The organism is Shewanella carassii (assembly GCF_019670705.1).
Classification (GTDB): domain Bacteria; phylum Pseudomonadota; class Gammaproteobacteria; order Enterobacterales; family Shewanellaceae; genus Shewanella; species Shewanella carassii.
This window is the reverse complement of record NZ_AP024618.1, coordinates 1,425,053-1,449,055: the sequence shown is the minus strand read 5'-3', so window position 1 is coordinate 1,449,055 and position 24,003 is coordinate 1,425,053. Positions and strand designations below refer to the sequence as shown.

The window sequence follows — 24,003 nt, the reverse complement described above, 5'->3', positions numbered from 1 at the left end:
ACTTAACAGTTGGCTGTGACTGGCAGCCTATTTTTTCTCCAGCTTGGCAATCGCTTCACCAAACTCTGACACATCTTCAAAGGCACGATACACGGAGGCAAAGCGAATATAGGCCACCTTATCCAGCTCGATAAGATGATCCATCATCAGGTTGCCGATCATTTCCGAGGTCACTTCCCGCTCGCCTGTAGCTCTGAGGGTGGACTTGATCTTGCTGATCGCCTCTTCAATCTTATCCATGGAAACCGGACGTTTCTCGGCGGCGCGCAGCATACCGCCGCGCAGCTTGTCCTCATCGAACGGCTGCCTGCTGCCATCGCGCTTGATCACTCTGGGCATGACAAGCTCGGCACCTTCAAAGGTAGTAAAGCGTTCATGACACAGAGTACATTCCCGGCGACGGCGCACCTGATGACCGTCTGCCACCAGCCTGGAATCTATCACCTTGGTATCCGTCGCGCTGCAAAATGGACAGTGCATTATGCCTCCTGGTGCTCAGTTGCCGGCAGCGGCTGCTGCGAAATGGCAGAAATAAAAATGGCCGCTGAATTCAGCGGCCATCGAAGTTTATCCTATTCCCTTGAAAAGGTTAACCGTAAACAGGGAAGCGAGCGCACAGTTCCAGCACCTGGCCCTTAACACGCTCGATAACGGCGTCATCGTGAGCATTGTCGAGCACATCACAGATCCAGCCGGTCAGTTCACGGGCTTCGGCTTCCTTGAATCCGCGGCGAGTGATGGCCGGTGTACCAATACGCACCCCGGAGGTCACAAAGGGTGAGCGGGGGTCGTTAGGCACAGAGTTCTTGTTGACTGTGATATTCGCGCGGCCCAGAGCGGCGTCGGCTTCTTTACCGGTCAGCTCACGGCCAATCAGGTCCACCAGCATCAGATGGTTATCTGTACCGCCGGAAACTATCTTGTAACCGCGCTCAAGGAACACCTCAACCATGGCCTTGGCGTTGTTGACCACCTGCTGCTGATAGGTCTTGAATTCCGGCTCCAGTGCTTCTTTGAAGGCCACGGCTTTACCGGCGATAACGTGCATCAGAGGACCACCCTGACCGCCCGGGAATACCGCGGAATTCAGCTTCTTGTACAGATCTTCATCGTCGGCAGCCGACAGAATCACACCGCCGCGGGGACCGGCCAGTGTCTTGTGAGTGGTCGAAGTCACCACGTGGGCATGCGGCACAGGGTTAGGATAAACACCGGCAGCGATAAGACCAGCTACGTGTGCCATATCGACAAACAGGTAAGCGCCAATTTTGTCAGCGATTTCGCGCAGCTTGGCCCAGTCAACTATGCCTGAGTAGGCCGAGAAGCCGCCGATGATCATCTTGGGCTTGTGTTCCAGCGCCAACGTTTCGAGTTCGCTGTAATCAATCTTGCCAGACTCATCGATACCGTAAGGGATGATGTTGTACAGCTTGCCGGAAAAGTTAACCGGAGAGCCGTGGGTCAGGTGACCACCGTGAGCCAGGTTCATCCCCAGTACGGTATCGCCGGGTTGCAGCAACGCCATATAAACCGCGCTGTTGGCCTGTGAACCTGAGTGTGGCTGAACGTTGGCGTAAGTGGCGCCAAACAGCTGCTTGGCACGCTCAATTGCCAGAGTCTCCACCACATCGACATACTCACAACCACCGTAATAACGCTTGCCAGGATAACCTTCGGCATACTTGTTGGTCAGTTGTGAGCCCTGGGCTTCCATGACTCTGGGGCTGGTGTAGTTTTCGGAGGCGATCAGCTCAATGTGCTCTTCCTGACGACGGGTTTCATCCTCAATCGCCTTGAACAGCTCAGGATCATAGTCGGCAATGTTCATACTTTTCTTCAGCATCTGTCACTCCAGCTGGCAAATCTTATGGGTAGGGTTGCGCGGTATTCTACTCTGAGTGTGACAAATATCCCAGTCGCAGGATGATGAAAATCCTTGTGTCAGCAGATGACTATGTTTCATTTGCTGAACAATGGTGCCGCTATCCGGCCGCATCTGGCAGGAGCCCTGGCAAATTGGTAAACTGCCGCCAGTTTAGGAAAACTCAGTTCAGGACAACAGAGAAACAATATGGCTCAGTTTGTATACAGCATGCTGAGGGTCGGCAAAATAGTGCCGCCCAAAAAGCAGATCCTCAAAGATATTTCATTGAGTTTCTTCCCCGGCGCCAAAATTGGTGTCCTGGGTCTCAACGGCTCGGGTAAATCCACCCTGTTGAAAATCATGGCAGGTCTGGACACCGAAATTGAAGGTGAAGCCCGTCCCATGCCGGGACTCAAGATAGGTTACCTGCCCCAGGAGCCCCAGCTTGATCCCAACAAGACAGTACGGGAAACCATAGAAGAAGCCGTCAGCGAAGCCAAAAACGCCCTCAAGCGTCTGGATGAAGTCTATGCGGCCTATGCCGAGCCGGATGCCGACTTCGACGCCCTGGCCAAAGAGCAAGGCGAGCTGGAAGCCATCATTCAGGCCCAGGATGCCCACAATTTGGACAACATTCTCGAGCGCGCCGCCAACGCCCTGCGTCTGCCGGAATGGGACACCAAGGTAGAGGTGCTCTCCGGGGGTGAACGTCGCCGGGTGGCTATCTGTCGTCTGCTGCTGGAAAAACCGGAGATGCTGCTGCTGGACGAACCGACCAACCACCTGGATGCCGAATCCGTTGCTTGGCTGGAGCATTTCCTGCAGGAATACTCAGGCACTGTGGTCGCCATTACCCACGACCGTTACTTCCTCGACAATGCCGCCGGCTGGATCCTGGAACTGGACCGGGGTGAAGGTATCCCATGGCAGGGCAACTACTCCTCCTGGCTGGAGCAAAAAGATGCCCGTCTGAAGCAGGAAGCCGCCAGCGAAAGCGCCCGCCAAAAGACGATTGCCAAGGAATTGGAGTGGGTGCGTCAGGGTGCCAAGGGACGTCAGTCCAAGGGCAAGGCCCGTATGGCCCGCTTCGAAGAGCTGAACAGCTCAGATTATCAGCGCCGCAACGAGACCAATGAGCTGTTTATTCCGCCCGGCCCTCGCCTGGGTGACAAGGTGATTGAGGTGCGTAATCTCACCAAGAGCTATGGTGACCGGATTCTGATAGACAACTTAAGCTTCAGCGTTCCCAAGGGCGCCATCGTCGGTATTATCGGTGCCAACGGTGCCGGTAAGTCGACCCTGTTCAGAATGATCAGTGGCGCCGAGCAACCGGACAGCGGTGAAATCGAGATAGGTGATACAGTCCAAATCGCCTCTGTGGAACAGTTCCGTGACTCGATGAACGACAAGAACACGGTTTGGGAAGAGATTTCCGGCGGCCAGGACATCATGCGGATCAACAATCTGGAGATCCCTAGCCGCGCCTATGTCGGTCGCTTCAACTTCCGTGGTGGCGATCAGCAGAAGATCATAGGCTCACTTTCCGGTGGTGAACGTAACCGGGTGCATCTGGCCAAGCTGCTGCAAGCCGGCGGCAACGTGTTGCTGCTCGACGAACCGACCAACGATCTGGACGTGGAAACTCTGCGGGCACTGGAAGAAGCGCTGTTGGAATTCCCCGGCTGCGCCATGGTGATCTCGCACGACCGTTGGTTCCTCGACCGTATCTGTACTCACATCCTCGACTACCGTGACGAGGGTCAGGTTAACTTCTACGAAGGTAACTACACAGAATACTCGGCCTGGCTGAAAAACCAATTCGGCGCCGATGTGATTGAGCCGCACAGACTCAAGTACAAGCGAATGACCAAGTAGGGCCTCAAGGGCTATACCCACAGTCATACATAAAAAACGGAGGTAGCGGCCTCCGTTTTTTATTCCCTGAACATCACTTCATTCAAATAACATAGGCCAGAGACGGTTACGTGAATCGATTTTCCAGTCACATTTTTGTACTGGAATTTGCGCTTTTTTACACTCATTTACCAGCTTTATGCATAAGGCTAACGTAAAATAGGTGCCCTCAAGATCCGCAATGGATCTCTACCGGAATCAGATAAGACACCATGAAGAAAAGCTACATAGGACTCCTGGTCCTTGGCCTTTGTGTGGCCACCTATCTCCTATTGACTCCAACGGCAGAAAATACCGTCAAAAAACCCGGCTCAGGCATGGGGATGAAAAAAGCTTCCGTTCCAGTGATTACTGCCACAGTCTCTGAGCAGTCCCTGGCGCAATCCCTGACTCTGATTGGCAAGCTGGAAGCTGAACGCTCGGTCACTATAGCGCCTCAAGTCGCCGGCAAGATAGACGCTATCGCAGTGCGCTCCAATCAAGAGGTGAAGGCGGGTGATCTCTTGCTGGTTTTGGAAGAGTCCAAGGCCAAGGCGGCGGTGATGGAAGCCGAATCTTATCTGGCCGATGAGCGGCGTAAGTTGGGCGAGTATGAAAAACTGATCGGCCGCAACGCCATTACCCAGACAGAAATTGATGCCCAACGCGCCAGCGTCAGTATCGCCGAAGCCAGGCTGGCCTCGGCCAGGGCCGAACTTTCCTACCACCATCTGCGGGCTCCCTTTTCCGGTACAGTGGGCCTGGTGGATTTCAGCAAGGGCAAGCTGGTGAGCCAGGGAACCGAACTCTTGAGTCTCGATGATCTGAGCTTGCTGCGGCTCGATCTGCAGGTACCCGAGTCTTATCTGTCGCAACTGAGTGTCGGCATGCAGGTTCAAGGCAGCAGCAGTGCCTGGAACGGCCAACTGTTTCAGGGCAAGGTGGTTGCCATAGATCCCAGAGTCAACCCGGATACCCTTAATGTCAGGGTGCGGGTAGAATTCAACAACCCAAACAAACGCCTGAGACCGGGCATGATGCTGTCGGCCACCCTGACCTTCCCACCACTGCACCAGGCGGTAGTGCCGGTGCAGGCGTTGGAGTATTCCGGCACCAAGCGCTATGTCTATCGCATAGATGAAAACAACATAGCCCACCGCACCGAAGTGCATCTGGGCGCCCGGGTCGAACATCTGGTGCTGATCACAGATGGCGTCAGCCTGGGAGATCGCATTGTGGTGCAGGGGCTGGTGAATATTCGTAATGGCGCCAGCGTCAAGCCCTTGACCGCCGAAGCAGTACAGCAGACCGGGGAGCTTCACTGATGTTGTTATCCGATGTCTCGGTCAAACGGCCGATCAGTGCCATAGTGCTGAGCCTGCTTTTGTGTGTCTTTGGTCTGGTGTCTTTCAGCAAACTGTCGGTGCGGGAAATGCCGGATGTGGAGAGCCCGGTCGTCACTGTGATGACCACCTATGAAGGGGCCAGCGCCTCTATCATGGAGAGTCAGGTCACCAAAAACCTTGAGGATGAGCTGACAGGCATCAGCGGTATCGATGAAATCACCTCGGTGAGCCGCAACGGCATGTCGCGGATCACAGTGACCTTCAAATTGGGCTGGAACCTCACCGAAGGGGTGAGCGATGTCCGTGATGCCGTGGCCCGGGCGCAGCGCAGGCTGCCGGAAGAGGCCAACGACCCGATAGTCTCCAAAGACAACGGCTCGGGCGAGCCCTCCATCTATGTCAACTTGAGCTCCAGCGAGATGGATCGTACCCAGCTCACTGACTATTCCCGCCGGGTACTGGAAGATAAGTTCAACTTGATCACAGGGGTCAGCTCGGTGGATATCTCAGGAGGCCTCTACAAGGTGATGTATGTGCGCCTCAAGCCTGAGCAGATGGCCGGTCGCAATGTCACTGTGCAGGATATCCTTGCAGCCCTGAAGGCGGAGAATATGGAATCCCCCGGCGGCGAGCTGCGTAACGACACCACAGTGATGACGGTGCGCACCGCCCGCCTCTATCTGAGTCCTGAACAGTTCGACTATCTGCAGGTCAGCAGCGCAAACGGCTCGCCGGTTTATCTCAAGGATGTGGCCGAAGTGTTTGTCGGCGCCGAGAATGAGAACTCCACCTTCAAGAGCAACGGCATAGTCAACCTCAGCCTGGGGATAGTGCCGCAATCGGATGCCAACCCGCTGGATGTCGCCAAAGATGTCTACAAGCAGGTGGACGCACTGCAAAAGTTTCTGCCGGCCGGTACCCAGCTGTATGTGGACTACGACTCGACCGTGTTTATCGATCAGGCCATAGACGAGGTGTATTACACCCTCTATATCACGGCGGCGCTGGTACTGCTGGTGCTGTATATTTTTATCGGCCAGCTGCGGGCAACGCTTATTCCTGCTGTGACTGTGCCGGTCTCGCTGATCTCGGCCTTTATGGCCGCCTACTTCTTGGGCTTTTCCATCAACCTGTTGACCCTGATGGCACTGATCCTGGCCATAGGCCTGGTGGTGGATGACGCCATTGTGGTGGTAGAAAATATCTTTCACCACATAGAGCGCGGGGAAGATCCGCTGCTGGCCGCCTACAAGGGCACCCGCGAAGTGGGCTTTGCCGTTATTGCCACCACGGCGGTATTGGTGATGGTATTTTTGCCCATCTCCTTTATGGAAGGCATGGTCGGCTTGCTGTTCACCGAGTTTTCCGTGCTACTGGCGGTATCAGTACTGTTCTCATCCCTGGTCGCGCTGACACTGACACCTGTGCTTAGCAGCCAGTTGCTCAAGGCCAATGTCAAGCCCAACGCCTTCAACCGCGCCTTGAATCGCTTCTTTGCCGCGCTCGAGCTTAAGTATCGCGCCATGGTGGCCATTGCCATACGTCACAAGGTTGCGGCGCCCTTGGTGATCCTCGCCTGTATCGGCGGCAGTGCCTTGCTGGTAAACCATATTCCTGCACAGCTGGCGCCACAGGAAGACCGCGGGGTGATCTTCGCCTTTATCAAAGGCGCCGAAGGCACCAGCTATAACCGCATGACAGCCAACATGGACATAGTACAGGATAGGCTGATGCCGCTGCTGGGCCAGGGCGTGCTCAAGTCCTTCAGTGTGCAGGCGCCGGCCTTTGGTGGCCGCGCCGGTGATCAGACAGGTTTTGTGATCATGCAGCTCGAGGATTGGAAAGACAGGAATATCAACGCCGATCAGGCGCTGGTGATGATAGCCCAGGTATTGAAAGATATTCCCGATGTAATGGTGCGGCCCATGTTACCCGGCTTCCGTGGCCGCTCCAGTGAGCCGGTGCAGTTTGTGATCGGCGGATCCGACTATAAAGAGCTGTTCAAATGGGCACAGCTGCTGCAACAGGAGGCCAACAGCAGTGGCCTGATGCGCGGCGCCGATCTGGATTATGCCGAAACCACCCCTGAGCTTCTGGTCACGGTTGACAGACAAAGGGCGGCAGAGCTTGGTGTCAGTGTTGCCGATGTTTCGGAAACCCTGGAGGTGATGCTCGGCGGCCGCAAACAAACCACCTATGTGGACAGGGGTGAAGAGTATGATGTCTACGTGCGCGGGGATGAAAAACAGTTCAGCAGCATGAGCGACCTCAGCCAGATCTATATGCGGACCAGCAAGGGCGAGCTGGTTACCCTCGACAGCCTGGCGCATATCGAAGAAGTGGCCTCGCCGCAGCGACTGAGCCATACCAATAAGCAAAAATCCATCACCATCAAGGCTAACCTCATGGATGGTGCCACTCTGGGGGAAGCGCTGGATTTCCTCGACGCCAAGGCGATTGAATCCCTGCCCGGTGATATCAGTATCAGCTATACCGGTGAGTCGAAAGACTTCAAGGAAAACCAGAGCAGCATGCTGCTGGTATTCGGTTTGGCTCTCTTGGTGGTTTATCTGGTGCTGGCGGCTCAGTTCGAAAGCTTTATCAACCCACTGGTGGTGATGTTGACCGTCCCCATGGGGGTATTCGGCGGCTTCCTTGGCCTGTGGCTGACACAACAAGGGCTCAACCTCTATAGCCAGATAGGGATGATCATGTTGATAGGCATGGTAACCAAGAACGGTATTCTGATAGTCGAATTTGCCAACCAACTGCGAGACAAGGGGCTGGCCTTCGAACAGGCGGTTATCGATGCCTCGGCGCGGCGTTTGCGGCCGATCCTGATGACCTCCTTCACCGCGATTGTCGGCGCGATCCCGCTGATCTTCTCCACCGGTGCCGGCTCTGAGAGCCGTATTGCCGTGGGTACTGTGGTGTTCTTCGGTATGGCGTTTGCGACCTTTGTCACCCTGTTGGTGATCCCGGCCATGTATCGACTCTTGTCCTATAACACCAAGTCGCCCGGCCATGTCAAAGACAGGCTCAATGCCGCTATCGCCCGGCAGCAGGCGCAGATAAACATAGGCTCAGGTTCAGATTAATCCTGTCTGGAACAATCGAAAGCCTCAATAAAACAAGGGATGCCATGCGGCATCCCTTGTCTGTTAAAAAATGCCCGACAGCACTCAGAGACTTTGATGTTCTACTCTGGAAGCGCTCAACAGGTTGTCATGCACGGGACAGCGATTGCAGACAGTATCGAGAAACTGCTGCTTCTGCTCTGCCGTCAAGTCGGCGTCAATATCGGCATCCAGGGTAATTCGGCGAAACCCGACCGGATCCTCGCTGGGTTTCCCAAGCAAACCATCAGAATTCATCTCGCCACGTACCTTGATGTTCATGCCCCTGAGATCGATTTTCTGCTCTCTGGCCACCATTCTGGCGATGGCCGAAATACAGCCGCCCAGAGAAAACAGGAAAGTCTCAAGCGGATTGGCCCCTTCGTTACCGGCCGTCGGTTGGTCAATGACCAAGGTATGCTCACGCACCTGCGCTGTCACTTTCCAGCCTTTACCCATTTTGGTTTCGAGTTCAATGATCTTTTCTGCCATGGTACTACCTCATCCATTAGAAAAATTTTAATGAGATTAATCTAATACTTGTTAAAATGCAAACCCGTATGGCGTAAATGTCGCCAAGCTCACAACTCAAAAACTTGTCTCACAGAGACTATCGAAAAGACTAAGACTCAGGTACTATTTTTGACCATTACAAACCGGGCGCCTCAATCAAAGGATGAGAATGAGATCTGGAATAATAGCTGTATTAATTTGTTTTCTTTGCATATTACCTACCGAGTCAACCAGGGCAACCCCTCAGAAAAAAGTCTTACTCGCCGCCGAAGACAGCTGGCCTCCCTTCGCCGACAGAACCGGGCGAGGCCTGTCTCATCAACTGATCGCCGCGGCTTTTTCCATTGAACATATTCAAGTAGAAAGCTTGGTAGTGCCCTACTCCAGAGCCTTAATGATGGCCCGAAAGGGAAAGGTGCACGGAGTGTTCAATGTGACTCGTGAGCGCAGCACAGAAGCGGATTTTCTGTTTGGCGAAGAGCCTTTGTTTATCGCCAACGCCTCTTTTTACTACAACAAAAACCGGCCACTGAATGCCCAAAACAAATGGCAATTACCCAAGGGCAGCGTGGTTGGGATTATCAAGGGCTATGAATACGGTGATGAGTTTTCCGAGCTGGGCAAACAGTTGCAACTGGTACAGGTTGCCAGTCAGGAGCAACTGCTCAATCTCTTGCTGCTCAATCGTATCGATGCCGCCATCATGTTTGATAAGGTGGCCGAAGGCTTTATCCAACGTATGAGGGTTGAAGAGGATATTCTGCCAGCCTTTTCCAACCATCAGAGCCGAATATTCCTGGCATTTTCGCTGCAAAATGCCTCCTCTCCAAAGTTAGCCAAGGCACTGGATGAAGGACTGAGACAGATGAAACAAAGTGGTCAATATCAGCAGATCATCAGCAGCGGTCGCTTCTGAGCTGACCTTTACCGACGTGAGTGCTAAACTGCCTGGCGCGACTCAATCACAGGTATTTGCATGCAGCTCAGCTTCAGCCCATGGTTTCATTTTCAATTGCAGATCTACTACGAAGACACGGATTTTTCCGGCGTGGTGTATCACCCCAATTTTCTGAAGTACTTCGAGCGTGCCCGTGAACAGGTCATAGGGGCCAATGAACTCAAACGCCTGTGGCATTCGGATGGAATAGGTTTTGCGGTCTACCGCTCCGAGCTCACCTGTCAGGAAGGGGTCGAATTTGCCGATATCCTGGATGTCCGTACCCGCTTTGCCTTCGAAAGCAAATACCGCACAGTGTGGGAGCAGGAGATCTGGCGTGAAAATGCCGCCAGAGCGGCTGTCAGTGGCCGGGTAGAAATGGTGTGTATGAATAGTCAGCGCCAGCTTTGCCCCATGCCGGTAACCCTACTCGAACAGTTGGGGACACAGTTAACAGCATAGCGACGGCAGGCTTAGGCCTGTAGCCAATCGTTCAGCTCACCGTCTTGGTTTGCATGCTGTGCTTGGCGTACCAGTATTCAAGCTCGGGCGCCGTTTTGGGTTTGGCGACAATATCCCCCTGCAGCTGATCGGCTCCCAGGGAGATCAGCATCTGTTTCAGTGCCATCGACTCGACCCCCTCGACAGTGACCTCAAACCCCAGCGACTTGGCCATCTGAATACTGGCACGCATAATATGCTTGGCATTACTGTTGCTAAGCAGCTCTTCATTGAACGCCTTATCGATCTTAACTTCATCTACCGGCAGGTTTTTCAAATAGGCCAGCGACGAGTGCCCGGTACCAAAGTCATCTATCGCCAGGCGAATGTCCAGTTGCCGCAGCCGCTCCAGGATTTTTATCGCCTGCTCGAGATCGGCCATCAGGCTGCTCTCGGTGATCTCTATCGCCAGTACCTCACCCGGTAACTGATAATGCTGCAATTGGCGTTCAATCTCCTGCAGCATGCAGCCGTTATTGAGATCCTGCGCCGAAAGATTAAGTGCAATCCGCACCTTGAAGCCACCACTACGCCACTTGCACTGCTGTTGCATCACCTGCTCCAGTGCCCACTGACTCACTAAGCCTATCATGCCGGAATACTCAGCCAACGGAATAAACTCGGCCGGGGAAATAGCACCGAATTTGGGATGTTCCCAGCGAATAAGCGCTTCAACCTGGCGACAAAGGCCGCTGCTTACCTCTTCTTTGGCCTGATAAACCAGATACAACTGCCCGGTCTTCAATGCCTTGGGCAAGCTGTTGATGATCTCCAGCTCGCGCATTTGAATGCTGTCTTCACCCGTTTGATAACCGGCCAATAGGTCTCGGCTACTGCGGGCCTTTTTCAGCGCCAGATCCAGGCGGCGCAACATCAGGCTGAGATCCGCATGATGGGCATGCAAATCCAGATAGCCCATCTGAATGCGGATACTCACCGGCGTACCATCAATATCAAAAGGCACCTGTAACCGTCCCCGCAGCCGATGCAGATCCTCCTCTGTCTGATGCTGCTCATAGTACAGCAGAAACTCATCTTCATTCATCCGCGCCAGCAATCTGGGCGCGTGTTGCAGCCCCTGCAAACGCTCAGCAATCAACTTAAGCAGCTGATCGCCAAAGGCAAAGCCGAACAGGTCATTAACGTAACGGAAACGGTAGATATCCAGCAGCACCATGGTGCCCTGTTGCAACGGCATCAAGGCGGTCACGCTGCGCTTGAGCCCTACCCTATTGGCAAGGCCGGTGAGTTTATCTTTCCCCACAGGTGGCGGAAGGGCCAGCAGCAACTTCTCCAGACTATTGACCAGCTCATAGAAGGCGACCGGCACCCAAGGGAGTTCAAGTGGTGCGCGCACTTTTATCTGATTGTCGAGTTGTTTGCCGAGCTGTTTGATAAAACGCCGCTCTTTTTGACGTTGGCGGCGCCACAAAAGGAGAATAAACACTGTGATTAACGCGATAGAAAGCAACCATGGGCCTATCATCAAAGCGATATTCTCCCGTTAAAGATCAAGCAGGGTTAATGCAATACTCACTCATAGCTTTGCTTGATTGAGTGATACTTGTCCAGAAACTCATCACTGCCAAGCAGTTCGGCACTGACGGGTAAGCCCCTGTCGACAAAGACTTCCAGGCGCTGCTCAAGCTCGGCGCCGGCTCGTAACTCACCGGTATAGAAGGCCGCCGAACGAATGAAGTCCAGGTAAGTCACATGATCCGGCAGATAGGGCAGATCGGCCCAGCGTTCGACCACTTCCATCACATCCGGGGCAAAGTCCCAGCTCTTGAGTACCGCCCGCCCTATGGGCCCTTGCATCTTGCGCACCAAGGCTCTTAGCTGATCTATGCTGCCAAAGAGCTCGGGATGAGCCTCGGCCTCGGTCAGTACCGGCAAGGCACCGATATTATGTACCAGGCCCGCCAGGGTCAAAGTATCATAATTCAGGCCGCTGCCCGGATGGGTCTTGTTATAGATAAGTAACATGGCGCCAGCCGCAGCGGTAACATCGATGGAAGTGCGCCACACTTCGTCCATCACTTCCCACACCATCTCGTTGGTAGAGATAAACAACTGCTCCATGGCGATGGAGGTAGCAATAGATTTTATCTGCGCCAAGCCTATACGGGTCACCGCGCTGTTGATGTTTTCCGCCGGGATCCCCCGGCTGTAGAAAGCACTGTTGGCTACCTTGATCATACGCGCCGATATGGCCGCATCCTGACCTATGATATCGGCAACTTCCCTCAGGCTTGAGTCGGGACGACTGACCACCTCCTGCACCCGCATGGCGACTTCCGGCAAAGTGGGCAGCACCAGGGTATCGTTCTTGAGTTTCCGCAACAAACCAACCAAGAGTTGATGTTCGGTAGACATGCACTCTCCAATGTAAAAAAACTGTTCAGATACTGTGACTCAGTATATCAGCAACCCCGGCGGCCGTAAGCGTAAAAAAACGTCAAGCGATGTTAACTGCCACTAAAATTCAACCAAGTAACAGCTTGTCGGAATTAAAGCCCTCCTTAATAATTCGCCAAGTTGAACCATTAAGGCCATTTTAAATGGCCAAAGTTTGTTGATTGGCAACCTGGGGCGGGGATATTTGATAGCCTGGCCCTAATTGAGTAAAATGCCGCCCCTGCTGCCAAGTCGTGCAACCGCCGGACTGCCGTTAATTGAGAGTAAATTATGTTTAAACCAGAGCTTCTGTCTCCCGCCGGGACCCTGAAAAATATGCGCTATGCCTTTGCCTATGGTGCAGACGCCGTATATGCGGGCCAACCCAGATACAGCTTAAGGGTTCGCAACAACGACTTTAAGATGGAAAATCTGGCTACGGGGATTCAGGAAGCCCATGCTCTGGGCAAGAAACTCTATGTGGTCAGCAATATCGCTCCCCACAATGCCAAGCTCAAGACCTATATCAAGGACATGGAACCTGTGGTCGCCATGCAGCCGGATGCCCTTATCATGTCAGATCCCGGTCTCATCATGATGGTTCGTGAAGCCTTTCCCGAGCAGGTCGTGCACCTGTCGGTACAGGCCAACGCCATCAACTGGGCCTCGGTCAAATTCTGGCAGTCCCAGGGGATCAAGCGTGTGATCCTCTCCCGCGAGCTGTCACTGGATGAAATCGAAGAGATCCGTCAGCGTTGCCCGGACATAGAGCTGGAAGTGTTTGTTCACGGCGCACTGTGCATGGCCTATTCCGGCCGTTGCCTGTTGTCCGGCTATATCAATAAGCGCGATCCCAACCAAGGCACCTGTACCAATGCCTGTCGCTGGAAGTATGATGCCCACGAGGCCAAGGAAAATGAAACCGGCGACATAGTCGCAGTCAATCCGGTGCAGATAGAGCAGCCGACTTTGGGCCAAGGCCCAAGCAGCGATCAGATTTTCCTGCTACAGGAAGCCAACCGTCCCGGCGAATATATGCCGGCCTTCGAAGACGAACACGGCACCTACATAATGAACTCCAAAGATCTGCGCGCCATTCAGCACGTAGAGCGCCTGAGCCGTATCGGCGTGGATTCATTGAAGATTGAAGGCCGCACCAAGTCCTTCTACTACGTGGCGCGCACGGCGCAGCTTTACCGTCAGGCCATAGACGATGCCGCTGCCGGAAAAGACTTCGACCGCAGCCTGATGAACCGCCTGGAAGGCTTGGCTCACAGAGGCTACACCGAAGGCTTCTTGCGCCGTCATGTTCACGATGAGTACCAGAACTATGAATACGGCCACTCTATCAGTGACAACCAGCAGTTTGTCGGTGAGTTTACCGGTAAGCGTAACACCGAAGGCCTGGCCGAAATCGAAGTGAAGAACAAGTTTTTGCTGGGTGACAGCCTGGAGATGATGACGCCACAAGGCAACATCAACCTGACATTGGAAAGCCTGCAAAACCGTAAGGGCGAAGCCATTGAGGCAGGTTTAGGTTCGGGCCATACCGTCTACATGCCAGTACCGGCCGATTTGGAACTGGACTCAGCCATCTTGCTGCGTAACTTGCCGGAAGGTATGGACACCCGCAATCCCCATGCTGAAACCAAGGCGGCCACCCAAACCGCAAGCAAATGAGTCCGGCTTGATTGCCAAGGAACAAAGGCTGCCTTAGGCAGCCTTTCTTTTGCCCTGTTTGACCACAACCTAGCCCTACTCAATATCCGGCAATCTTGCATGTCGTTGGCATGGGTTCTGCGTTAATGCTGCGCCAAAGACAGGCCATCTTTTACAGGCGAAGACAATCGAACCCAATGGCGAGCAAGATAACGCCCTAAATTCTCTATGCTCCCGTTTCACAGTGCCTATCGGGCCTTGTCTTGGCGCTATCGTGTCTGAAATTCGGCCTCTCAACCCAAAAAAGAGGCGACCAATTAGGCCGCCTCTGTGAGTTATTTTGCCAGCAAGAAAGTTCAGTCTTCCGCCTTGGGCTCGCGATAGGCTTCGCCCTTTTCAAGCCACTCGGGGGCCTTGGCACCCTTGAGGTAATGATCGAACCAGTCTTTCATCCGCACACTGTAATCCAGCTTGTTGGGATACTTCTTCAAATGGTGCGGCTCGTCCTGATACTGCAGCAAGACCACATCTTTTCCGGCGCGGCGCATTGCCAGGTACAGTTCAACCCCTTGCTCCCAAGGTACGGCATCGTCTTTGTCACCGAACATAATCATCATCGGCGTTTGAATGCGGTCGACATAAAACACAGGGGAGTTTTCTATGTATTTCTGCGGCGCGCGCATCAAACTTTCACCGATACGGCTCTGGCCGGTTTCATACTGGAACTGACGGGCAAGGCCGGTGCCGTGACGTATGCCGCTGTAGGCACTGGTCATATTGCTTACCGGGGCACCACTGACTGCGGCCTTGAAGATATTGGTCTGGGTCACGGCAAAGGCTGTCTGGTAACCGCCCCAGGAGTGGCCCTGAATACCCACTGCATCCGGATCGGCAATCCCCATGTCGATAAGCTTCTGTACTCCGGCGGTCAACGCCTTAACAGAACTGATACCGGGATAGCCGACTTCAAAGCGAATATCCGGCAGGAAGATGACGTAATCATCGGCGGTATACCAGGCAAAATTGGGCCTGTGATTGATTTTCATGTCCGGGAAGGCGTGCAGGCGATCGCTCATAAAGCGGTAGAAATACACCAACACAGGATACCGCTTGCCACTTTGATAGTTGGCAGGCTTGATTAGCACGCCGTCCATTTCACGGCCATCACCGTCGCACCAGTGCACCAGCTCTGACTTGCCCCAGGGCAGTTTGCGGCGCTGGGCATCAAAGTCAGTTTGTTTGACCGCCTTGGCCGGTTCAAGCAAAGCCGCGCTGTAGAGATCCGGATAGCTGTCATAACGCTCCTGACTGAACAGCAAGGTATCACCCTTGTCGGCCCTGGCCAGCACAGACAACTTGTTGTCGTTGGCAAGCAGCGGCGTCAGCTGAGCCCGGCCGATAACCGCACGGTAAAAACCGTCAGCCTTGGTCTTGTGGCTATAGCCCTGCAGCAACACAGCCTGGTTGCGCGCCACAGTGGCCGGATAAGCCTTGTCTGGCTGAGCCAGTGCTTCAATCCGCAAACTTAACTGCTGCTTACGGCCCTCGCCACCTGTCAGCATAAAGCCGTCGTGGGAGCGGGTATCAAATTGCCAGATATCGTATTTGTCGTACACCAGCAGGCCTGAGTCATCCTCGAGCCAAGGGCCGAAGCCATAGCCGGGCGCCGCAGAGGGATAATCATGATCTTCGTCGGCGAAGCTGACCTTGAGCTTGCTGCTGAGGTTATGTTTGCGACCGCTGGCCACATCATAGAGATAGATGCCGCCCTGCTGATAAAAGGCCAGGTATTTACCTGCCGGTGACAAGGTTGGCGCACTGTTGCTTGGCTGTTGGGTCAATACCCGGGTCTTGTGGCCGGTATTGATATCCACCAGGTAAAAATCCCGGTAAAAACCGGCCCAGGTGATCATCTTGCGATAGGGAATATCCGAGCTCCCCAGCAGCACCCGCTTGTGTTCGCTCAGCTCAATGTCCGGCACCTTGCGGTCGGCCAGTTGCACCAGGTTACGCGAGCCAAGATGCAGCACAGCCAGATAAGTGCGGCTCTGCTCTTTTTCATACTGTTTGACTTCGTTGGGCTTGATCAGCGGATCATCCCCGTGCCAGAGGCGCAGATCCCGCTGGGCACTGACCAGCGCGGTGTCGTACAGGTCGCTGCTCTGCTCCACCTTGGGAATTTGCAGCTGCTTGCTTATCTCGGGCACCCGACCGAAGAACAGCCGCTCACCGTCGGCCGAAAAGCTCAGCTTGGCATGACGATTAATGAGCCAACCCTTGCTGTCACCTTTGCTCGGCAATATCTGGCTCAGTTTACCCGACTCTCTGTCGTAGAGAGACAAGGCATAGGGGCGCTCATTCGCATCCAGCGCCGCATCACCTCGGGTATAGGCAAGATAGCGGCCATCACGGCTCAGTGCCAGGGCGCCAAACTGCTTGTCGGCTTGGCTGCTGACCGATTTGAGTTCAAAGCTGCGGGTATCGAGCACAGAGATGCTGTGGCTATTACTGGCACTGTCGTTTTGCGCCAGTGCCAGCACGCTGCCGTTATAAGCCAGTTGCCAGGCGGTCACATGCTCGAAACGCTGTGACTTACCGCTTGCCAGCGACAACAGCTCGAAACTGCTACCGGCATCCAGTTTCGGCGTTTTGGCTACTGGAGCCTCAGAGGCGGATGCTTGAGTGGCTGCTTGGGCTGAGGCCTCTTTGGCATCAATGCCGTTTGCCTCTGCGCTCTCTTTGCTTTCTTCATCGGCCTCATACCAGATAGCCAGCAAAGTACCATCTTCGCTGAAGGCATAAGACTTGACCCGCTCAAAGCGGCGCTGCTCACCTGTGGTGTTATCCAGCAGCAACAAACCATTTTTCAGCTTCTTGCGCGCCTTGGGAGCAAGCTTTTCCGATTCGAGCAGCGAAGGCGCCAGAGTAAAGGCGGTGTAACGGCCATCGGCTGACAGCTGCGGCTTGGAGCCGCCGGCAACATCATAAGCCTTGGTATTGACCAGTGACTTGACCACACCCCGGCTGTCGCCGCGATCCGGCGCGACACTGTAGGCCAGCACCTTGCCTTGTGGGTCGAGAACCTGATCGGTAATCGACTCAAACTGCATTATATCCTTGAGGGTCAGTGAGGGGCTGCTCTGGGCACTGACAGCGGTCGCGAAACCGGCTGACAGCAACAGCAGCGAGGCTAAGGGCGTTAACTTCAAGATCGTCCTCTTTTTCATTGTTGTTAGACTAAAGTAGACTTTATTATTTTATTGGCGTTCCATCATGGTCAGGCACCCGCTTTTTAGCAAGCTAACCCACACAAAAAAGCGTGATATTGCTCACTATTCCCTGTGAAAACGCGTTGAAAGTGTATAGAATAGCGGCGTTCTAAAGTACAAGATCCTCAGTCGAAAACCGTGTCGATGACATGGTCTGATAAATAGCAGTAACGACCAACCGTGGAAGGACCTCTCCATGTCAAAAAGAACTATTACCGTGATCCCTGGTGATGGGATCGGCCCCAGTATTATCGACTCAGCCCTTAAAATTCTCGATAAGGCGGGGTGCGACTTTGAATATGAATTTGCCGATGCCGGTCTGACTGCTCTGGAAAAACACGGTGAGCTCCTGCCTCAGCGCACGCTGGATCTCATCGAGAAGAACCGTATCACTCTCAAAGGCCCACTGACAACCCCTGTTGGCGAAGGCTTCACCTCTATCAACGTGACCCTGCGTAAGAAGTTCAGCCTGTACGCCAACGTGCGGCCTGTGCTTTCTTTCAAGGGCACCCAAGCCAGATATGAGAACATAGATATCATTACAGTGCGTGAAAACACTGAAGGTATGTACTCAGGCCTGGGACAAAAGCTGTCTGAAGACGGTGCCATTGCCGAAGCCACCAGTATCATTACCCGTCAGGGTGCCGAGCAGATTGCTACCTTCGCCTATGAACTGGCTCGCAAGGAAGGTCGCAAGAAGGTGACCATAGTCCACAAGGCCAACATCATGAAGTCGACTTCAGGCCTGTTCTTGAAAGTAGCCCGTGAAGTCAGCCAGCGTTATCCGGACATTACTACCGAAGAGATGATTGTTGACGCCACTTGTATGAAGCTGGTGATGAACCCGGAAAACTTCGACGTGATAGTCACCACCAACCTGTTCGGTGACATTCTGTCTGATCTCTGCGCCGGTCTGGTGGGTGGTCTGGGCATGGCCCCGGGCGCCAACATCGGCCGCAACGCCGCTATCTTTGAAGCGGTTCACGGCAGTGCCCCGGATATTGCCGGCAAAAACCTGGCGAACCCAACTTCAGTGATCCTGGCATCTATCCAGATGCTGGAATATTTGGGTATGTCAGATAAAGCCGCCGCCATTCGCGCCGCCGTTTCTGCGGTTATCGAAGAAGGCGACCGCACTACCCGCGATCTCGGTGGTACCCATGGCACCACAGACTTCACCCAAGCGGTACTGGATAGACTCTGATCTAATATCAACTCAGTAAGTTGCTAAAAAGGATGACCCAAGGTCATCCTTTTTTATGTCTGCGTTGGCAGGCAATGGGAAACATCCGTCGCCGGAGGCCCAATTAGCGACTTTTAGCTGGAAGCTATGATAGCCGCTGTGCCAGCGGGTTAAAGTCGTGGTGTTCCACACCACACCGGGCAAGGGGCTTTGCTTGTCCAAAGCCCCTTGCATCCCCAAGGACACCCCGACGTAGCCGAAATCCCCGCTGGCTTATGAAGCAAATTGGCTACACTCAGGACTCGCCAAATGCATCCATGCATAACGGCCAGCTCGCCTTCCTTGGCTCGCGCTCATGAACTTGTTGCTTCGCAACATTCGCCTTGCTCGACCTTCGAGCCTCGACATCCCTGTCTCGGCTACGCCAATTTGCAACAACGCCAGCGGCGGCTCCGAAGGGGAATTAGTGCAATTCTGCAAAAATAACGTTGCTTAAAATTGCCTATATTTCTACAGACATACACCTATTTCCAGGCACAGGCGGAAACTGTGACCTTCCGAGCTAGGGATGGCGAGGCAGAGCTTACAGGGATGTACTCGCAGCGTGTCACAGGATCGCCTGTGTGAAAAGCGCACCGCAGGTGATTGACCGCGGCTTAACCACGTTATTTTCGCCAACGGTTGTCAGCGACACCGAGGGGGGAATTGGTGCAATTCTGTTAGCTCTGAGTAGCTTGAAACATCTGAAGAGTTTGCAGACATACACCTATTTTCCAGGCACAGGCGGGACTGCGACCTTCCGAGCCAGGGCAGAGCTTACAGGGCCGTACTCGCAGCGAGTCACAGGATCGCCTGTGCGAAAGGCGCACCGCAGGTGATTGGCTACACCGTGGCCCGAAGCTCGGCCAGTACTAATTTAGGAACTTTTAGCTGGAAGCTATGATAGCCGCTGTGCCAGCGGCTTAAAGTCGTGTCGCTTTGGGTTTCAAACCCAGTCAATTCTGTTGTAAAAACAACCCAAATCAGGGTTTTGTTGCCTTTGTCAAAACTTGACCTTTGGCTAATTGTTTTCAAATTCAGTACTGGGTATTGTATAACTAATTCAAACGCTTAGCTTTAGCACTTTCTTAAGCTTAAGGCCAGAAGCAGCAACACTCTTCCGATTTCAGCGGAATACAGGGACGAACAAAGTTTGGACCCGTGCGGTAGCCATGGCTTTACTCGGCTTTTATAGGACCTGGAGCGTTCATGACAAGCGCCTCAGAACTGAATTTTTATACAGTATTATTGACGTTCCGGGCAAAATGCCGGGAATTTGCAGCTAAGCTTGCGCGTTATTTCCATAACATTGCAGGAAATGCTATTAAATTCATAACGTTAAAAAATACAGCTGGTAGATAATAGGTTTAGAAACCGCGCATGCGCGTTTAGCTGCAAGGGATATTAGGGCTAAACTCTATTATATCCAGCTAATACAAACAGATAGCGATGCGCGTTTACACTCCTCCGAGGACTAAAACGCGCATGCGTACTATACAGCTGTTAAAACTCAAAGGTAATATCGAGCATGAAAACACTAGCGGAGTTGTCGTTCGAATATATGTGGCTTCTCATGTTCGAGAGCGAGGAAATAATTGATCTAGATTACTCAGTAAAAATTCAAGAGAGTCTCCCGGATTATTTCGCAGCAATGACAGATGAAGAAAAACGAGCTTTGTCCGAAGTTGCAAAAGAAGCTCAATCAAGGCTGCTGGCTGAGCCTGATGAACATGGGTACGCGCCTCGTGCGCTAATTACTGATGAGCAAAAGGCGTTTATGGAGGCATTGTCATCCGGGGAGCTTTTTGAGCAATGGGCGTGAAAGTTTTAACAAGGCCAAGCAGCATCGCCCCTTCGGGGCTGGACCTCGCTACGCTCGGCCGCTGTTGGCGGCGTTATATGCCATGAGTATGACTTCGATTAAAGTGATGACCGATTACCATTGTTTTCCTTTGTGGCACTATGGAGCTGATGAAGTAGGTGAGATTGATCCAACATCATTGCCAATTTCAAAAGAGCTATCTTCGTCGCTGATGGAGTGGGCGGCAGAATATGATGCAACTTTAAATGAAGATGATCCCGCTAGCTCAGGTTTCTTGTCATCTTTGGCAGAAGCCGATTTTATTGAGAAAGGCTTCAAGTTGGCTCAAGAACTCAAATCTGTGCTTGTAAACGTTGAGGTTTATTATTATCACGAAGGAATGGGGCGAGATGTTCGCATATAACAATTTGCCTAAGTTCGCCGCAAAAGGCGCTGCTGGGACAAATACTCACTGGGCTTTGCCCAACAACGTTCGCATTTGCCCCTTGGCAAAGCGTTACATGCCTAAGAAATCGAGTTCAGAATGGAAATTGAAGAGTATCTAGAAAACAAAAGAATGGGATACGAAAACCTATCGGATGGCGAAAGAAAGGCTATATCAAATTTCGCTCTTATTTGGTCTCTTTTCGAAGCTCAACTACTGGACGAAAGTGCATCTGCAAGAAAAATTATACAGCGAACCCAAGAATGGGTTAACGGGCGAGGTATAGATGAGGCCTTGATAGATGGCCACCTTGACTACTTTAAGGATCGCTATGTAGAAGATGATGGCTTCGGTTATAGGTTTAATCACTTGCATCTAAGAGCGAACGATAATGAGCAATTGGTACGCGATGTCCTCCTGGGTAACGAAGACGCTTTGGAAAACAAACTAGCGTGCTGTCTAATTATCATCCTCCGGTTCCGTAATAATTACTTTCATGGAATTAAATGGGCGTATCAATTTAAAGAACAGCAAGAGAACTTCGAAAGATCTTGCTGTCTACTTACGTGGTGTCTAGATCAATATGCGTATTAGCCAGCATGTAACAAGTCAATCAACTTCGCGCCTTCGGCGCCGGACGCAGCAAAGCTGCGCCGGTTATTGAGGCTCTGGATGATCCCCTCATAATTCGGGCCTCCCAGAGGTGTTAACCAGTTTAAGAAATTCACCCCAAGCCCAGCGAAAATGCGATTCTTTGATTGAGTATTCCGGACGTCGTCTCACCTCTTTGCCGAGCCTGAGCACAGATAGCACGTTTCTGTCACGTATCGTATTGGCTTGAAACCTCCGCTGCCATCCCAGATGCCTGGCAGCCAGACCGATGCACCAAAGCAGGATTTCTGCCAACAAAGCTATCAGCAACAACACATCATAACGGCGTGGACAACGACTGCGGCTTTGTCTGAGTCCCATGCCGTATTGGGGACTTTTGAGGTCGCGAAAGGTTTCTTCTATCTGCATCCGTCTGGCATAAAGTTTGACCACCTGCGTTGACGAGAACGCCTCAGTAGGCAAGTTGGTTGCCAGTAACCAAGGCTCTTTACTGCCAAGACGGTAACTTTGTTGTGCCGTATGATTGCGTCCTGCTTTGGATGACCGCTTGTCGGCTCGATGTTTCGGCGCAGCCTTGTACAGATGTAAATGACAGCGCATAGGCGATTTTCGTCCCAGTTTTACGTAACCAATATGCCGGGCTTTCGCCGTGGCGGAGGGATAAAGCGACTTATTCGACTGCCATTGGGCATGATTGGCCAGGAGAAAGCCGACATCCCCACGGACACGGCCAAGCCAAAACCAACCATATCGTTCCACCTCCCGAAACCAGGTATTGCGGTAACCTGCATCGGTGACAATCAGTGGACAAACATGGGATGGCAGCACCTGTGCCAACTCCGCCAAGAAGGCGTTATGACTGCGAGGAGCATTGTAGTCGGCAAACTTGAAAGTACGCTCATACAGGGTAACCGAGCGCCCTTGCACACTGACAGAGGCTCGCAATGTCATCATCCGCAGTTGTTCACGGACATCAGACCAATCAATGAGGATTACCGGCATGGGATTAGCTGCACAGAGTAACTTTGCATGCCATTGATAAATAGCGAATTTATCAGAGTGTAGATGCGGGTTGCCGAGTAGCCTGTCTATCCGTTTGATGTTGTGCTTTGGCGCCACCGCGCCAGAGATATTGCGACCAAGCTGAGTCAGTGACAACTGATTGCCATCAAGTAACGCTTCTGTAGCAACCATCAGAGAATTAAGCCGTTTTTGATGTATTTGTGGGCATTGCTTTTTGAGTAAATCGTGTAAGATATGGACATCACGCATGGTGTTGGATCTGGTAGTTTTTTGGCGAAATCAATTAGATCAATCAACACCATGCGTGTCTACTGAATTGAATAAAAAGGGAATTATCTGGGGATTCCCTAGTGCGGCGTTAAGCGGCAGTTGGGAATATAGGGAAACTTATGAAAAATGATAAAATTGAAAAATATTTCAATTGGTTTCATGAACGTTATGACGTAGTGAAATCTCAAGCGGTATCTTTTTATAACGAAAATAGAGAAATGAGTAATGTCATGGGTGTCTTACTCATTATTTGCTTCGTACTCTGGCAGCTTTTCGACACTTCGAAAGACTTTGGGTTGAATGCGTTTACTGAAACTTTGGGTATTGCAGTCACAATTTTATTGGTAGACAAGATTTTAACAAAGAAAGAAGAGGCAAAGTCGTTACCTTTAAGGGCTGCCGCATACGAAGATGTTAGGTTCCTAACAACCAATCTTGTGATTTTTTGGAATAATATTTATGTAGCCTCTGTTAAAGGTGAAAGCCCGAGTGAGGTACAAGAACTTTTTTCTCAGGAGTCAGTAAATAGGATGGCCCTTAACCTAGATCTTGATGGTAAACCAAATGTCACACCACCAAGAACTTGGTGGGAATGGTTGCCTGAGCAAAATAAAGAAATATCAGCACAAGCTGAAAAAATACTTGAAAGGCATGTGCAGTCATTAAGTCCTCACGTTTATAGCTTTATTCATAGTCTTTTGACGGACGGGATGCTGTTCAAAAATCGAGGCATGAATGTACTACCGATGATAAGGGGAGCAGATCGTCATAGTAATTTTCCTAGACCGACAAACCTTGCAGAGTACATGTTTGAAGATGAATCTTCATTGCATCCTATAGTTAAACTAGACGAGTGGTGCCATAAAGAGTTCTCTTACCTTACCAGCAAAGGTCTGACGTCATTGAAAGCGCCTTTTACTTTAACTTCACAAGTTACCGATACGCCCAAAAGTCAAATGGCAGTAGGTAAATTAGCCAAGCAGCATGAAGCCGTCAAAGCCTATCGAGAGAAAGCCGCTTAACAAACTGTTTAAGAGTGATTCGCAACGCGTGGCATTTTTACTATGCGTTGCGTTTAGTGTTTAAGGTGGTCTGCGGCGGCATCGGTATTGCGTTGCTCACACCTTAACAGGGC

General features: G+C 52.3%; 18 protein-coding genes. 11 read left to right on the top strand and 7 right to left on the bottom strand.

Going from position 1 to position 24,003, the window contains the following annotated elements:
- Nucleotides 1-27: 27 nt before the first annotated feature.
- On the bottom strand, nucleotides 28-480 hold the full coding sequence (gene nrdR, locus K5621_RS06655; protein ID WP_025009434.1) for a transcriptional regulator NrdR: 453 nt from the start codon (nucleotides 478-480) through the stop codon (nucleotides 28-30).
- Between the two features lie 109 nt (nucleotides 481-589).
- Nucleotides 590-1,843, bottom strand: coding sequence for a serine hydroxymethyltransferase (glyA, locus tag K5621_RS06650; RefSeq protein WP_100142834.1), 1,254 nt, complete (start codon nucleotides 1,841-1,843; stop codon nucleotides 590-592).
- A 228-nt stretch (nucleotides 1,844-2,071) separates the two neighbouring features.
- Here glyA and ettA point away from each other — a divergent pair, with 228 nt between their 5' ends.
- The 3 genes from ettA (at nucleotide 2,072) to K5621_RS06635 (ending at nucleotide 8,201) form a co-directional block, all read left to right on the top strand.
- Nucleotides 2,072-3,739, top strand: a complete 1,668-nt coding sequence (gene ettA / locus K5621_RS06645; protein ID WP_221050747.1) for an energy-dependent translational throttle protein EttA — start codon at nucleotides 2,072-2,074, stop codon at nucleotides 3,737-3,739.
- Between the two features lie 251 nt (nucleotides 3,740-3,990).
- Nucleotides 3,991-5,082: an efflux RND transporter periplasmic adaptor subunit gene (locus K5621_RS06640; protein WP_221050746.1), complete on the top strand. Its 1,092-nt coding sequence runs from the start codon at nucleotides 3,991-3,993 to the stop codon at nucleotides 5,080-5,082.
- Entirely contained in the window at nucleotides 5,082-8,201 is a 3,120-nt protein-coding gene (locus K5621_RS06635; RefSeq protein ID WP_100142831.1) for a multidrug efflux RND transporter permease subunit, read from the top strand. The genes K5621_RS06640 and K5621_RS06635 overlap by 1 nt, the downstream gene beginning before the upstream one ends.
- An 84-nt stretch (nucleotides 8,202-8,285) precedes the next feature.
- Here the strand turns inward: K5621_RS06635 and K5621_RS06630 are convergent, their stop codons facing one another.
- Nucleotides 8,286-8,711: an OsmC family protein gene (locus K5621_RS06630; protein ID WP_100142830.1), complete on the bottom strand. Its 426-nt coding sequence runs from the start codon at nucleotides 8,709-8,711 to the stop codon at nucleotides 8,286-8,288.
- Between the two features lie 190 nt (nucleotides 8,712-8,901).
- Between K5621_RS06630 and K5621_RS06625 the strand changes: the two genes are divergently transcribed.
- Nucleotides 8,902-9,648: a substrate-binding periplasmic protein gene (locus tag K5621_RS06625; protein WP_229671899.1), complete on the top strand. Its 747-nt coding sequence runs from the start codon at nucleotides 8,902-8,904 to the stop codon at nucleotides 9,646-9,648.
- Between the two features lie 60 nt (nucleotides 9,649-9,708).
- The gene (locus K5621_RS06620) at nucleotides 9,709-10,131 is read left to right on the top strand and encodes a thioesterase family protein (RefSeq protein WP_100142828.1); all 423 of its coding nucleotides are present in this window, start codon (nucleotides 9,709-9,711) and stop codon (nucleotides 10,129-10,131) included.
- A 31-nt stretch (nucleotides 10,132-10,162) separates the two neighbouring features.
- Here the strand turns inward: K5621_RS06620 and K5621_RS06615 are convergent, their stop codons facing one another.
- Together K5621_RS06615 and K5621_RS06610 are read right to left on the bottom strand one after the other, a co-directional pair.
- Nucleotides 10,163-11,656 (bottom strand): putative bifunctional diguanylate cyclase/phosphodiesterase, encoded by a 1,494-nt coding sequence (locus K5621_RS06615; RefSeq protein ID WP_100142827.1) that lies wholly within the window; start codon nucleotides 11,654-11,656, stop codon nucleotides 10,163-10,165.
- Nucleotides 11,657-11,703: 47 nt separating this feature from the next.
- Nucleotides 11,704-12,546 carry an HDOD domain-containing protein gene (locus K5621_RS06610; protein ID WP_100142826.1) on the bottom strand — a complete coding sequence of 281 codons (843 nt, stop codon included), beginning with the start codon at nucleotides 12,544-12,546 and terminating at the stop codon, nucleotides 11,704-11,706.
- 312 nt (nucleotides 12,547-12,858) lie between these two features.
- Here K5621_RS06610 and trhP point away from each other — a divergent pair, with 312 nt between their 5' ends.
- On the top strand, nucleotides 12,859-14,247 hold the full coding sequence (gene trhP / locus K5621_RS06605; RefSeq protein ID WP_221050745.1) for a prephenate-dependent tRNA uridine(34) hydroxylase TrhP: 1,389 nt from the start codon (nucleotides 12,859-12,861) through the stop codon (nucleotides 14,245-14,247).
- Between the two features lie 335 nt (nucleotides 14,248-14,582).
- Here the strand turns inward: trhP and K5621_RS06600 are convergent, their stop codons facing one another.
- A complete protein-coding gene (locus tag K5621_RS06600) occupies nucleotides 14,583-17,435 on the bottom strand; it encodes a prolyl oligopeptidase family serine peptidase (protein WP_221050744.1) in 2,853 nt (950 codons plus the stop codon).
- A 256-nt stretch (nucleotides 17,436-17,691) separates the two neighbouring features.
- Here K5621_RS06600 and K5621_RS06595 point away from each other — a divergent pair, with 256 nt between their 5' ends.
- From K5621_RS06595 to K5621_RS06580, 4 genes are all read left to right on the top strand, one after another.
- Nucleotides 17,692-18,699 (top strand): isocitrate dehydrogenase, encoded by a 1,008-nt coding sequence (locus K5621_RS06595; protein WP_100142823.1) that lies wholly within the window; start codon nucleotides 17,692-17,694, stop codon nucleotides 18,697-18,699.
- A gap of 1,546 nt (nucleotides 18,700-20,245) precedes the next feature.
- A complete protein-coding gene (locus tag K5621_RS06590; protein ID WP_144361709.1) occupies nucleotides 20,246-20,539 on the top strand; it encodes a hypothetical protein in 294 nt (97 codons plus the stop codon).
- Nucleotides 20,523-20,942, top strand: a complete 420-nt coding sequence (locus K5621_RS06585; protein ID WP_186300062.1) for a hypothetical protein — start codon at nucleotides 20,523-20,525, stop codon at nucleotides 20,940-20,942. Before K5621_RS06590 ends, K5621_RS06585 begins: the two co-directional genes overlap by 17 nt.
- 120 nt (nucleotides 20,943-21,062) lie before the next feature.
- Nucleotides 21,063-21,557 carry a hypothetical protein gene (locus K5621_RS06580; protein ID WP_144361710.1) on the top strand — a complete coding sequence of 165 codons (495 nt, stop codon included), beginning with the start codon at nucleotides 21,063-21,065 and terminating at the stop codon, nucleotides 21,555-21,557.
- Nucleotides 21,558-21,644: 87 nt separating this feature from the next.
- Here K5621_RS06580 and K5621_RS06575 read toward each other — a convergent pair whose 3' ends face one another.
- Nucleotides 21,645-22,847 carry an IS4 family transposase gene (locus K5621_RS06575; RefSeq protein WP_221049843.1) on the bottom strand — a complete coding sequence of 401 codons (1,203 nt, stop codon included), beginning with the start codon at nucleotides 22,845-22,847 and terminating at the stop codon, nucleotides 21,645-21,647.
- Between the two features lie 140 nt (nucleotides 22,848-22,987).
- Between K5621_RS06575 and K5621_RS06570 the strand changes: the two genes are divergently transcribed.
- Nucleotides 22,988-23,890: a hypothetical protein gene (locus tag K5621_RS06570; RefSeq protein ID WP_221050743.1), complete on the top strand. Its 903-nt coding sequence runs from the start codon at nucleotides 22,988-22,990 to the stop codon at nucleotides 23,888-23,890.
- The last annotated feature ends 113 nt before the right edge of the window (nucleotides 23,891-24,003 follow it).

What these genes read in the sequence shown, in the direction of transcription:
- K5621_RS06570 (WP_221050743.1), top strand. Translation starts at nt 22,988, where the DNA reads ATGAAAAATGATAAAATTGAAAAATATTTCAATTGGTTTCATGAACGT.
- K5621_RS06580 (WP_144361710.1), top strand. Translation starts at nt 21,063, where the DNA reads ATGGAAATTGAAGAGTATCTAGAAAACAAAAGAATGGGATACGAAAAC.
- nrdR (WP_025009434.1), bottom strand. Translation starts at nt 480, where the DNA reads ATGCACTGTCCATTTTGCAGCGCGACGGATACCAAGGTGATAGATTCC.
- K5621_RS06625 (WP_229671899.1), top strand. Translation starts at nt 8,902, where the DNA reads ATGAGATCTGGAATAATAGCTGTATTAATTTGTTTTCTTTGCATATTA.
- K5621_RS06615 (WP_100142827.1), bottom strand. Translation starts at nt 11,656, where the DNA reads ATGATAGGCCCATGGTTGCTTTCTATCGCGTTAATCACAGTGTTTATT.
- K5621_RS06620 (WP_100142828.1), top strand. Translation starts at nt 9,709, where the DNA reads ATGCAGCTCAGCTTCAGCCCATGGTTTCATTTTCAATTGCAGATCTAC.
- K5621_RS06590 (WP_144361709.1), top strand. Translation starts at nt 20,246, where the DNA reads ATGAAAACACTAGCGGAGTTGTCGTTCGAATATATGTGGCTTCTCATG.
- K5621_RS06595 (WP_100142823.1), top strand. Translation starts at nt 17,692, where the DNA reads ATGTCAAAAAGAACTATTACCGTGATCCCTGGTGATGGGATCGGCCCC.
- K5621_RS06630 (WP_100142830.1), bottom strand. Translation starts at nt 8,711, where the DNA reads ATGGCAGAAAAGATCATTGAACTCGAAACCAAAATGGGTAAAGGCTGG.
- K5621_RS06635 (WP_100142831.1), top strand. Translation starts at nt 5,082, where the DNA reads ATGTTGTTATCCGATGTCTCGGTCAAACGGCCGATCAGTGCCATAGTG.
- K5621_RS06575 (WP_221049843.1), bottom strand. Translation starts at nt 22,847, where the DNA reads ATGCGTGATGTCCATATCTTACACGATTTACTCAAAAAGCAATGCCCA.
- K5621_RS06610 (WP_100142826.1), bottom strand. Translation starts at nt 12,546, where the DNA reads ATGTCTACCGAACATCAACTCTTGGTTGGTTTGTTGCGGAAACTCAAG.
- trhP (WP_221050745.1), top strand. Translation starts at nt 12,859, where the DNA reads ATGTTTAAACCAGAGCTTCTGTCTCCCGCCGGGACCCTGAAAAATATG.
- glyA (WP_100142834.1), bottom strand. Translation starts at nt 1,843, where the DNA reads ATGCTGAAGAAAAGTATGAACATTGCCGACTATGATCCTGAGCTGTTC.
- ettA (WP_221050747.1), top strand. Translation starts at nt 2,072, where the DNA reads ATGGCTCAGTTTGTATACAGCATGCTGAGGGTCGGCAAAATAGTGCCG.
- K5621_RS06640 (WP_221050746.1), top strand. Translation starts at nt 3,991, where the DNA reads ATGAAGAAAAGCTACATAGGACTCCTGGTCCTTGGCCTTTGTGTGGCC.